Annotated in this window: 5 protein-coding genes and 3 rRNA genes; 1 reads left to right on the top strand and 7 read right to left on the bottom strand. The window is 58.2% G+C overall.

Annotated elements, in window-relative coordinates; genetic code table 11:
- Nucleotides 1-1,441 precede the first annotated feature (1,441 nt).
- The 6 genes from DKK75_RS08115 to DKK75_RS00545 form a co-directional block, all read right to left on the bottom strand.
- On the bottom strand, nt 1,442-1,606 hold the full coding sequence (locus DKK75_RS08115; RefSeq protein WP_181414377.1) for a hypothetical protein: 165 nt from the start codon (nt 1,604-1,606) through the stop codon (nt 1,442-1,444).
- Nucleotides 1,607-2,043: 437 nt separating this feature from the next.
- Nucleotides 2,044-2,796 (bottom strand): tyrosine-protein phosphatase, encoded by a 753-nt coding sequence (locus DKK75_RS00565; RefSeq protein ID WP_110451529.1) that lies wholly within the window; start codon nt 2,794-2,796, stop codon nt 2,044-2,046.
- A 181-nt stretch (nt 2,797-2,977) separates the two neighbouring features.
- Complete coding sequence (locus tag DKK75_RS00560; RefSeq protein ID WP_181414376.1) at nt 2,978-3,646, bottom strand: SDR family oxidoreductase; 669 nt, start codon at nt 3,644-3,646, stop codon at nt 2,978-2,980.
- Nucleotides 3,647-3,951: 305 nt separating this feature from the next.
- Nucleotides 3,952-4,068, bottom strand: a 5S ribosomal RNA gene (rrf, locus tag DKK75_RS00555).
- 167 nt (nt 4,069-4,235) lie between these two features.
- Nucleotides 4,236-7,303 (bottom strand): 23S ribosomal RNA (locus tag DKK75_RS00550).
- 408 nt (nt 7,304-7,711) lie between these two features.
- Nucleotides 7,712-9,236: ribosomal RNA gene (locus DKK75_RS00545) — 16S ribosomal RNA — on the bottom strand.
- Together the 16S, 23S and 5S rRNA genes form the textbook arrangement of a ribosomal RNA operon.
- A 639-nt stretch (nt 9,237-9,875) precedes the next feature.
- Between DKK75_RS00545 and DKK75_RS00540 the strand changes: the two genes are divergently transcribed.
- Nucleotides 9,876-10,631, top strand: coding sequence for a Sir2 family NAD-dependent protein deacetylase (locus DKK75_RS00540; RefSeq protein ID WP_110451527.1), 756 nt, complete (start codon nt 9,876-9,878; stop codon nt 10,629-10,631).
- A gap of 208 nt (nt 10,632-10,839) precedes the next feature.
- On the opposite strand, the gene ilvA is transcribed toward DKK75_RS00540, so the two are convergent.
- Complete coding sequence (gene ilvA / locus DKK75_RS00535) at nt 10,840-12,105, bottom strand: threonine ammonia-lyase (RefSeq protein ID WP_110451526.1); 1,266 nt, start codon at nt 12,103-12,105, stop codon at nt 10,840-10,842.
- Between the last annotated feature and the right edge of the window lie 171 nt (nt 12,106-12,276).

The following is a 12,276-nucleotide window of genomic DNA, read 5'->3' as shown; positions in this document are numbered from 1 at the left end:
TCAATGCAGTTGAGCTGGCAACCGTGAACTGGTAGCCCGCAGAAGGCTTGACGGCCTTAGCCTGATTCGTCTTCTGCGTCAGAGAAGCAGTATCAGCCGGGGACGCCACATGAATCTCAACAGTTGCGGCAACTGCCGCAATCCGGAAGCTGGATGCTGTGATCCTGTACGTCCCAAGGGGCATGTCCTGATCGGTCCGGATCTGCCCGCTCTGGTCGACAATGGGGAGTTTCAGCCATAACGGTCGCCTTGAAACTCCTTGGTCAACGGTCCAGCTGATCTCCTTGCTCCAGTCATCCGGAACCGGGAAGGGAGCTGCAGTGAGGACCCTGGAGGAAATTTGCGTATTCCTGTCCTGAATTACCTCGGGTCGCTGCATCTTCAGCTCGACCGATTCGGACCTGGGATAGGTACGAATCTCCTGAATGGGTTTCAGATTCGAGGGATTGCTGACACCCATAGGCAGGCTGACCCCGACGAGAAAGTGATAGGCGCTGGGGGCGCTGTTCTCCGTGTCGTTGGAGGGACCATCATCCCAGCCAGCCAGGGTGAATCCGCCTGTTTCCCCGATGCCAGGTCGGCCTTGACCGCCGTGGGCATTCCCAGCTCCTGCCGCGCCGGTCCAACAGGCTTATCCATGGCGGATAGGGATTCGAAGGACGTATCGGATCGGACTCGACTTTGGCCTGGGCTTTTACCATGGTGGTATCGCTCTGTAGCTTTTGCTGCACTGCATACACGCCGTCGTGAGTCTGCAAGGCCGTGTCGACCGTCCAATCCACAGTCTTCCGCATGAACTTTCCCTCGGAATAGCCAGCCATGACCTCTTCCTGCAAATCTGGAACCTGCCCGGGCTTTGCGGTAGCCGAAACGTTCTGCACCGAAGTTGATATAGATATCGGCAATAAGCAGCTACAGTGCCAGACTGTGTTCATCGGTAGGCTTGCTCATGCCCAGCGGGCACGGTCAACAGGCCGCTCTGGAAGTCGGCATAGGCCTGCTTGGCCCCCTCTACCGAGAAAGCATCGAATCCGCCAGTGGCTGATCGTTGGCTTCGGTCATCTCGGTATTGAGAGGACCGTTGGCCCAGGTAAGGATGCTCTGACCCCAGCCCGAATCGGCCCTGTATACGTCAATGTAGAAAGCAATATTGTTCAACCGTTCCACTACGCTGCCCCCGCGCTGTTATTGATGTCGAACCTGAACAGGTAGACCCGTAATTTGGCCTTCTCGATCTGGCAGTCTGACCGGGACAGGCGGAGGGATCGACCTGGACCGAAAACGACGGTTGCAGGAGGTCGAAGACGAATTCTTCAGCTTCAGAGCAAGGTTGTTTGAACAAGAGACACAGAATGGGCATTTGTCGCCAGTGGCCTTGGACGAGGTTCCAGGCTTGGCGCCCAAAGCCTCACTTGAGCCCCGCTCTACCGTGGCCGCTTGATCAGCCAAGGACCCGATATCCCAGAGCTTGCCAGAACCCCAGCAGGAGTATTCCGACTCTCTGGGCGTCACCGTACTCCTTATAGCCCTCACGGTCGTTCTGTTCCGGGGCATTGGTGACTTCAAGGTTCCTGATGGTCCAGTATTCCAGGTTGGTCAGCTGCACCGCACCTGGCACATACCTTTAAAGGAGCCCGAGCCATAAGTCCCACCGCCGTTGATGAAAGGCCGTCATGCCGCCTTATACGAGGCAGGCCCACCCGTCTGGCGGGGATAGAAATCCAGGGCGATTTTCCCGTGTCGTTCCCATCCCCTTTCGGGCGTATCTGTCCCTGCCAGGTAGTCCCGGATTCAAGAAGAATATGGTCGCCTGGGGCGAAGGTCGTGGCTGACACTTTGTCCAATGACTTTCCATACCCGAGAAACTATTCATCATCGCCCAAGTACGAACTCAATAAACAAGGAAGGAAGAAGACAGAATTTTCCGGCAGGTGTAAGACGGTGACAGTTCATAGCTTGGAAACAGCGTGTTTGAAAGACAGTCAGTTTAGATATACCAAGCGGGGACCATGGTGAAGCCCCCGCTTATCCAGCCTTATATGTCTATTCCAATAGATTGCGGCGCAGAGCATCTACTTGGTCTGACCCGAACCCCAGAGCCTGCCGCGCATAGGTAAAGACGTCCCCGTAGGCGTCGATCATGGCTTGTTGGGCATGAGCCAGGTATTCCTTCCTGACGCAGAGGGCAATCTGCAGCGCATCCAACGAATCCTGATCGAAGCCTTGTGCGCGGAATTGGTTCAGCAATTGATTGTTGGCCTCGACCCGCTCCTCGTTGGTCTTCAGATAGTCCGCAAACACCTGGTCATCATCTACCTCCAGCAGCCAGAGGACCAGGGCCGCAGCGAATCCAGTGCGATCCTTGCCGGCGAAACAGTGGAAAAGGGTCGCCCCGTGGACGTTCTCTACGACGATACGCAGGAACTTCCCATATCCCTGCTGGGCCGCATGACTCATGACGAGATCATGGTAGACATTCAGCATGTGGCCGTTGACCTGGTCAGCCGAACCCAAGGAGGCGAAATCGTCCAAGCTGGCACTGTTGGTGCCGCTTTGCTCAAGCAGATCGATATTGGTGAAGGTCACGCCTTCGATCCGATCGTCTGGGCTCTCCTCTATCTCGAAAGGCCTGCGGAAATCTACAACCTGCGTCACCTGGTAACGATTGACGAGCTCTTGTTTGGTCTGCTCATCCAGACCCACCAGCTGCCCAGATCTGATGAACTTGCAGGGACGAACCTGGCGGCCGTGAATGGTCCGCATGCCTCCCAAATCACGAAAATTGGTGATATTCATCAACGACCTCCTTAAGATGCGCCATGCTTCCAAGCCATCCACACCTTCGGCAGGATCACTGGAACGCGTTCCAGCTCGCGATCAACAGCTGCAAGCCTTGCAACCAAGGTACCATTCCCGCTGCAGTGCAGACACGCCATAGTCTGTCGGCGGACGCTTCTCTTAAGGAGCGTGGTGGGTTTCAATCACTGCTTGCGGTTAGGGCCTGCCTGATGGGCGTGCGGCCCTTGATGATGTTGTAGATCCTGCCTGAGGTCTTGGGAAGGTCGACGCAGTCAGCCAGGCATTGTGCCACGTCGGCGATCGGTATTGGTCCAGGCCCATCTGGCTCTACCTGAATGGTCCCTGTTCCCTCCTGCTCGGTGAGACTGCCCGGCTCGATGATGGTGTAGTCCAGTTCCGAACTGATCAGGTACTGGTCGGCCATGTTCTTGGTCACGTAATAGTCAGCGAGAGCATCGATTGCTGGTTTGACCTGCGGCTGCTCCCAACGCAGCCAGTCTGCTGCATACATGGCTCCCAGCATGACATACCTGGTGATGCATACCGCTTTTGCCGCCTCTATGGTTTTTAGAGCCCCCAAGGCGTCGATCTGGTTGATGTCTTTGCCTCGCGAGCCTGCGGTGAAGACGACAACCTCAGCATGCGATTTGCGGAATGCGTCGGTGACTTTGGAGAGCGGGTCATGTAGGTCCAAGGTCAAGGGCTCCACCTGCTGACTGACCGGAATCCGCGAGGCTCCTCGTGCGCAGGCCACCACTTCGTGGCCGGCTTTGACCAGATCTTCGCAGGTCAAAGCGCCTACTCTGCCGGTAGCTCCTACAAGAATGACTCTTTTGCCCATGCTCATCAGCTTTCTTCGCATAGTTGTTTGCGTACCTGATTCGGTTGCTACTCATTCTAGATGTCCTGGACCATAAACGACAGACGATAAAATCAGCATAAGCACCGCATTAGTGTCTTCAAATCTTCAATTGCAGACAAGTACAGGATAATCTCTCATGCTCAGCCTAACCGTGGTCTATTATTTCCCCTGATGCTTTGTGCCGGGAGGCAGCCATTGTCGAGTGCGAGCCTAAAGAGAGTATAGGGCGCGAGACATAAGTGGAAAGGCCTCTGGTGACGGGTGTCATCAGAGGCCTTTGTTAGGTGTTGTGGCGGCGGTGTGCTACTCTCCCACACTCTTCCGGGTGCAGTACCATTGCCGTGCTGGGTCTTAGCTTCCGGGTTCGGAATGGGACCGGGCGTCTCCCCCAGGCCATGACCGCCGCGAATCTTCAATTCTGCCGATCCCCTTGCAAGGATCGGGGGCTTCTGGCGGCTTGGGGACCGGATGGCGGACGCGTGTTTCGTTTCGATCGCCTGCGAATGTTCGTGCTCATTGCCGCAGGCAGGATGCGCAGCAGGGTTGATGCCGCCGCCCCTTACGGGGGCGGGTTGTTGTGTTGTCTTCGACCATTAGTGCCGGTCGGCTTCGCCCCTTGCGGGGTGTCCACGTCCGGTCTATCGACCATGTGTTCTGCATGGGGTCTTCAGAAGCCGTAGGGCTTCATGGAATCCTTATCTTGGAGGGGGCTTCCCGCTTAGATGCTTTCAGCGGTTATCCCATCCGAACGTAGCCAACCGGCCGTGCCGCTGGCGCGACAACCGGCATACCAGAGGTTCGTCCACCCAGGTCCTCTCGTACTATGGGCAGGGCTCCTCAAGATTCCAACGAGCGCAGAGGATAGAGACCAAACTGTCTCACGACGTTCTGAACCCAGCTCGCGTGCCGCTTTAATCGGCGAACGGCCGAACCCTTGGGACCTGCTCCAGCCCCAGGATGCGACGAGCCGACATCGAGGTGCCAAACCATCCCGTCGATATGGACTCTTGGGGATGATCAGCCTGTTATCCCCGGGGTACCTTTTATCCGTTGAGCGATGCCGCGTCCGTACGCCGGCACCGGATCACTATCTCCGACTTTCGTCCCTGCTCGACCCGTCGGTCTCGCAGTCAAGCTCCCTTGTGCGATTGCACTCAACACCCGATTGCCAACCGGGCTGAGGGAACCCTTGGGCGCCTCCGTTACTCTTTGGGAGGCAACCGCCCCAGTTAAACTACCCGCCAGGCACTGTCCCTGGCCGGGATGACCGGCCGAGGTTAGAGGCCAGATGAGGACAGAGCGGTATTTCACATTGCGGCTCCACGGATGCTGGCGCACCCGCTTCGAAGCCTCCCGCCTATGCTACACAGTCCGCACCTAACGCCAATACCAAGGTATAGTAAAGGTCCCGGGGTCTTTTCGTCCTTCTGCGCTTAACGAGCATCTTTACTCGTACTGCAATTTCGCCGAGCTCCTGGTCGAGACAGTGGGGAAGTCGTTACGCCATTCGTGCAGGTCGGAACTTACCCGACAAGGAATTTCGCTACCTTAGGATGGTTATAGTTACCACCGCCGTTTACCGGGGCTTGAATTCACCGCTGCCCCCCCGAAGGGGATGACGGATCCTCTTAACCTTCCGGCACCGGGCAGGCGTCAGTGCATATACAGCGACTTACGTCTTCGCATGCACCTGTGTTTTTGGTAAACAGTCGCTACCCCCTGGTCTGTGCCGCCCCCACCGGCTCCGCGCGCAAGGCGCCTCACCGGCAGGGGCCTCCCTTATACCGAAGGCACGGGAGTGATTTGCCGAGTTCCTTGACCAGGATTCGCTCGATCGCTTTGGTATACTCTACCTGACCACCAGTGTCGGTTTAGGGTACGGGCGGCGCCACTCCTCACGCCGAAGCTTTTCTCGACGGAACGGCACACCGGATTCGGGGCACAAGACCCCCCATCATCACACCTCGCGCTCATGCCGGGCGGATTTGCCTGCCCGACGCGCCGCATGCTTGACCACGGATAACCACCACCGCGGCCCGGCTCCCGTTCCGTGTCACTCCTGCGCTACCCGCCACGCATCCACACGCCGGTCCCGCCACATCGGCAGGTCCGAAGACCAGCCTCCGAAGCAGGTAAGGGCATGCTTCCGCGTCTTGGATTGGACGGCTTGACGCCGGTAGGAGAATATCGACTCCTTCATCCATTCGACTACGCCTGTCGGCCTCGCCTTAGGACCCGACTCACCCGGGGACGACGAACGTGGCCCCGGAACCCTTGGTCATCCAGCGGACGGGATTCTCACCCGCCTCTCGCTACTCATGTCTGCATTCTCACTTCCACGCGGTCCACGGCCGGCTCACGCCGCCGCTTCGCCCCACGCGGAACGCTCTCCTACCCAGCACAGCAAACTGCGCTGCCGCGTCTTCGGTGGCGTGCTTGAGCCCCGCTACATTATCGGCGCGGAACCACTAGACCAGTGAGCTGTTACGCACTCTTTCAAGGATGGCTGCTTCTGAGCCAACCTCCTGGCTGTCTATGCGACTCCACATCCTTTCCCACTTAGCACGCGCTTAGGGACCTTAGACGACGATCTGGGCTGTCTCCCTCTCGACGACGGAGCTTATCCCCCGCCGACTCACTGCCGCGATACACCTCGCACGTATTCGGAGTTTGGCTGCTGTCGGTACCCGATACGGGCCCTCAAGCATCCAGTAGCTCTACCCCATGGAGGCACTCACGCGACGCTGCACCGAAATGCATTTCGGAGAGAACCAGCTATCACGGAATTTGATTGGCCTTTCACCCCTAGCCCCAGGTCATCGGCCCGGTTTTCAACCCAGGTCCGTTCGGTCCTCCACGCGGTCTTACCCGCGCTTCAACCTGCCCAGGGCTAGATCATCCCGCTTCGGGTCCAGGACACGCGACTGGAACGCCCTTATCGGACTCGCTTTCGCTACGGCTGCCCCACACGGGTTAGCCTCGCCACGCACCACTGACTCGCAGACTCATTTTTCGATAGGCACGCCGTCACCCCGAAAGGCTCCGACGGATTGTAGGCACACGGTTTCAGAAACTCTTTCACTCCCCTCCCGGGGTGCTTTTCACCTTTCCCTCACGGTACTCGTACGCTATCGGTCAGACAGGAATATTCAGGCTTACCCCACGGTCGGGGCCGATTCACACGGGATTCCACGAGTCCCGCGCTACTTGGGAACAAGAACCGGCAGGCGGCGCGGCTTCGGCTACGGGGCCATCACCCTCTACGGCCGGGAATTCAATCCCGTTCGCCTCACACGCCGCTTTATCACTGCCGCCGGGCCCGTCGGAGCCCGGACGCCAAGTCCCACAACACCCATGCCGCAACCCCCGACGGGTCTGACACGGCACCGGTTTGGCCATCATCCGCTTTCGCTCGCCACTACTCACGGAATATCCTTTCCTGCAGGTACTGAGATGTTTCACTTCCCTGCGTACCCCCCGCACGAATGCGGTGCCGGCCCATAACAGCCGGCGGGTTACCCCATTCGGACACCCTCGGATCAAAGCCCTGTCGGCGGCTCCCCGAGGCCTATCGCGGCCCCACGCGTCCTTCATCGGTCCTGTCTGCCAAGGCATCCACCATGCGCCCTTGCCGACAACACGACCACAGGCCATGCCACGACAACAACAACTGCGAACTGCCAGACGACAAATCATCACACTAAACGATCACAAAACGATCGACCCGAACCCACTAACAACATAGGCTCGGACGAAACAATACAGCAGACAGCCAGCCCAAAGCCAGCCATCCGCTCGCGTCCACTATCCAGTTCTCAAGCCACCAGCGCGCCGCCAAGACCCGCCACGGGGCAACACCCCACGCAGGAACCAGACGGGCGACGGGAACACCACCCAAACAAGGTGGCGATCCGGGAACCCAACAGCGCATCCATGCCACAGCCTCAAGACCGTTCCACGCCAGCACGCCCACGCCATCCGGCCAGACAGCCGGACCCGCAGACACGACCCCCGCGCAGACCACGCAGAGGAATTTCATAATCTCCGTAGAAAGGAGGTGATCCAGCCGCACCTTCCGGTACGGCTACCTTGTTACGACTTAGTCCCAATCGCGGACCTCACCTTAGACGGCTCCCCCCCAAACGGGTTGGGCCACCGGCTTCGGGTGCTGCCCACTTTCATGACTTGACGGGCGGTGTGTACAAGGCCCGGGAACGCATTCACCGCGGCGTTGCTGATCCGCGATTACTAGCGACTCCGCCTTCACGGAGCCGGGTTGCAGGCTCCGATCCGAACTGAGACCGGTTTTCAGGGATCCGCTCCATGTCACCATGTCGCATCCCGCTGTACCGGCCATTGTAGCATGCGTGAAGCCCTGGACGTAAGGGGCATGATGATCTGACGTCATCCCCACCTTCCTCCGGGTTAACCCCGGCGGTCCCCCGTGAGTTCCCGGCATGACCCGCTGGCAACACGAGGCGAGGGTTGCGCTCGTTGCGGGACTTGACCCAACATCTCACGACACGAGCTGACGACGACCATGCACCACCTGTGAACCGGCCCCGAAGGGAAGCCGCGTCTCCGCAGCCGTCCGGCACATGTCAAGCCCAGGTAAGGTTCTTCGCGTTGCATCGAATTAATCCGCATGCTCCGCCGCTTGTGCGGGCCCCCGTCAATTTCTTTGAGTTTTAGCCTTGCGGCCGTACTCCCCAGGCGGGATGCTTAACGCGTTAGCTCCGACACGGAACCCGTGGAACGGGCCCCACATCCAGCATCCACCGTTTACGGCGTGGACTACCAGGGTATCTAATCCTGTTCGCTCCCCACGCTTTCGCTCCTCAGCGTCAGTGACGGCCCAGAGACCTGCCTTCGCCATCGGTGTTCTTCCCGATATCTACACATTCCACCGTTACACCGGGAATTCCAGTCTCCCCTACCGCACTCCAGTCCGCCCGTACCCGGCGCCGATCCACCGTTAAGCGATGGACTTTCACACCAGACGCGACGAACCGCCTACGAGCTCTTTACGCCCAATAAATCCGGATAACGCTTGCACCCTACGTATTACCGCGGCTGCTGGCACGTAGTTAGCCGGTGCTTATTCGAAAGGTACACTCACTCTCGCTTGCTCCCAATCAAAAGCGGTTTACAACCCGAAGGCCGTCATCCCGCACGCGGCGTCGCTGCATCAGGCTTTCGCCCATTGTGCAATATTCCCCACTGCTGCCTCCCGTAGGAGTCTGGGCCGTATCTCAGTCCCAATGTGGCCGGTCGCCCTCTCAGGCCGGCTACCCGTCGAAGCCTTGGCAGGCCATCACCCCGCCAACAAGCTGATAGGACGCGACCCCATCCCATGCCGGTAAACCCTTTCCCACGCCATCATGCGACAGCGCGGAGCATCCGGCATTACCACCCGTTTCCAGGAGCTATTCCGAAGCATGGGGCAGGTTGGTCACGCATTACTCACCCGTTCGCCACTCTCACCGCCAAGCAAGCTTGGCGGATCCCGTTCGACTTGCATGTGTTAAGCACGCCGCCAGCGTTCATCCTGAGCCAGAATCAAACCCTCCACAAAAAACCATGAAGAAGCCGAAACGACTCACATCAATAATTGACGGGCCAGCTTCCATAAGGAGGAAACCAACCCACGAAAAACCCCGACACCCCTCACAACGCTCCCACGTACCCGACAACAGCCGGGCGGGCATCGGACTGGCAATCAAAAAGCTATAAGTAGCACAAACACGCTCTTGAGTTCTCAAACCACCACCACACCAACAAATCCAAGCACTCCGAAAAGTCCTCATCACTGCCGGGCAGCAAGAGACAAACTTACCATCAACCAGTCAAAACGCAACTCGGCCTTTACGAAAAGACCCTCAAAACCAGCAATAACAAGTCTTCACGCGGCGTGTCGTTGCATGCTCCTTTTTATTTGTGAGCCTCTGGGTGATGGGGCCTCAGTGGGCCATTACGGCTTTACGCGCACATTTTATTCACAAAGCATTGTTCGTGCCACAGCGGGATCGGCGTGTCAGCATGGTCCTTTTTGAGTGCGGTCAAGGCAGGCCATACATCGGAGTGGTGTGCGCCTTGCAGCTTCGATCAGTAGTCATTCACATTTCACGAATACGGATGTTGACGTAGCTGCACATTCGCGCACCATGCTGGTCGGCGGATCATGGATTCTGTTGACGAATGGTAAGACGGATATATGAGCACAACAATTGCAGTACTGACCGGTGCGGGCATCTCAACCTCGGCCGGCATACCGGATTTCCGCGGGCCTGACGGGGTTTGGACCAAGCATCCAGATCAGATGAGCGTCTATGACCTGGACCTGTTCATGAGCGACCGGAAGCAACGGGAGTATTCATGGCGGTGGCAGAAGGAGTCGCCCGTCTGGAAAGCCCAGCCCGGAGTAGCCCACAAGGCACTGGCCAAGTTGGAGCAGGCAGGCATGTTGAACCTGCTGGCTACGCAGAACTTCGATGCCCTTCACGAGAAAGCAGGCAACTCCGCAGATGTCATCGTCAACCTTCACGGGACCATCGGCAGCTCCCATTGCATGAAATGCGGTCAGGCATACCGGACGGCCGACATCATGGCCGAGCTTGATCAGGAGCCCGACCCGCACTGCCACAAGCCCATGCCTTACCAGGGCAACATGCCTTGCGACGGCATCATCAAGACTGATGTGGTCTACTTTGGTCAAGCCTTGCCCGAAGGAGCCATGGAGAAGAGCATGAGGCTAGCCAGCCAGGCTGATCAGTTCTGGGTGATCGGCTCCACCTTGGAAGTGTATCCGGCAGCTTCGCTGGTGCCGGTGGCAGCACAGGCGGGCGTGCCGATCACCATCATGAATATGGGCTCGACCCAATACGATTCCCTGGCAACCAGACTCATCCACGAACCTATCGAAGAAGCACTGCCCGAACTCGTCGACAAGACCATCGCCGGGCAGGGATGATTCCTCAACCGCTCCGCACGATTACTAGGACAGGTCTACGATCTGCAGATTCATAGTGTGCCCTGCAAGAACCAGCAGGACGCATCAGCCAAGCCCAGCGATGGCATCGGCCATTCTGACTGTTCTCCTGGCAATGATCATTGTTTATCATTGCGCCAGAACATCGGGTACCAGGCACCGGGCACCAGACCCAATCGGGACATGGCGCTCAGTAGTTCTGATGGACCTGGAAGCCTCGACTGCGCAGGGTATCAAGGATCTGCGTGATATGGTCGGGACCGTTGGTCTCCACGGTCACCTCCAAGAGCACGCCGTTGTCATAGTGGCCGGAGGATTTGAACTGATCATGGTTCAGCTCGATTACATTGGCGCGCAAATCGGCCAGAACCGTGGCCACCTTGACCAGCTGGCCGGGAACATCGGGCAGCTCCACGCCGAACTGCATGATGCGCCCACGGGAGATCATTCCCCGCTGGATGACCGCACCCATGGTGACCGTGTCGATGTTGCCGCCCGAGATGATGGGGACGACCACATGCGGTCCCGGGGCCGACCGGAAGACATCGGACTGCAGATCCAACTGGCCCAGGGCTGCCAGGGAGACGGCACCCGCTGCCTCAACCACCAGCTTGTGCTTCTCCAGCATGAATAGGATCATTTCGGAGATGTCGCTTTCAGTCACTTGGACCAGATCATCCATATAGCGGCTGAGCAGAGCATAGTTCAGATCGCCGGGACGTCTGACGGCCACGCCCTCGGCGGCTGTGGTCATTCGATCCGCCGCAACCACGTGACCAGCCGTCAGGGATTCACGCCAGGCCGGAGACCCGACCGGAGTGGCTCCAATGACTCTGACATCAGGCTTAAAGGTCTTTACGGCGAGCGCCACACCGGCACCCAGCCCGCCTCCGCCTAGCGGAACCACGATATCGGTGACATCGGGCACATCCTGAAGAATCTCCATAGCGATGGTCCCCTGACCGCAGATGACCTCGTAGTCATCAAAAGGCGGGACAAAGGTCATGCCGCGATCACGCGCCAGCTTGAGGGCGTAATCAGAGCTTTCATCGAAGACCTCACCCTGCAGGACGACCTCGGCACCATAGGCCCGAGTGGCATCGACCTTCAGCGGCGGCGTAATCCGGGGCATGACGATAGTGGCCTTTGCACCCCTGCTGCGTGCGGCAAAAGCCACACCCTGAGCATGATTACCGGCGGAAGCGGTGACGATGCCACGGTCCAGCTCATCCTGGTTCAGCGAGGCCACTTTATTGTACGCTCCGCGGATCTTGAAGGATCCGGTCAACTGCAGATTCTCAGGCTTGAGCAGAACGCGATGTCCGATCTGAGCGCCCAGGTCATCGGATTGCTCGATAAGGGTATGGCGTGCCACTCCTTCCAGACGACGGGCAGCATTGCGCAGATCAGCAGCATGATCGGCCTCAAGACAGGCCGTGATTATTGAAGTATCCATGCTCCAAGTATGGTCGGCCGGGCCCGATCAACGGGTTCGGCTGTCAACATGGTGGACGCCCAAGCTTACTGGAAAACTAAAACAAAACCCAAAATAAAGCTTGGCAAGCACCCTTTCATTTGAACAGACGGAGACTAGACGAAGGTGGATGTCGAGCTGAAACAGCCAAGC

The organism is Bifidobacterium asteroides (genome assembly GCF_003202695.1).
Classification (GTDB): domain Bacteria; phylum Actinomycetota; class Actinomycetes; order Actinomycetales; family Bifidobacteriaceae; genus Bombiscardovia; species Bombiscardovia asteroides_G.
The sequence above is the reverse complement of the archived record's forward strand: the minus strand, read 5'-3'. Positions and strand labels throughout refer to the sequence as shown.

Coding starts and splice junctions, on each gene's coding strand:
- DKK75_RS00560 (WP_181414376.1), bottom strand. CDS start 3,646: ATGAGCATGGGCAAAAGAGTCATTCTTGTAGGAGCTACCGGCAGAGTA.
- DKK75_RS00565 (WP_110451529.1), bottom strand. CDS start 2,796: ATGAATATCACCAATTTTCGTGATTTGGGAGGCATGCGGACCATTCAC.
- ilvA (WP_110451526.1), bottom strand. CDS start 12,105: ATGGATACTTCAATAATCACGGCCTGTCTTGAGGCCGATCATGCTGCT.
- DKK75_RS00540 (WP_110451527.1), top strand. CDS start 9,876: ATGAGCACAACAATTGCAGTACTGACCGGTGCGGGCATCTCAACCTCG.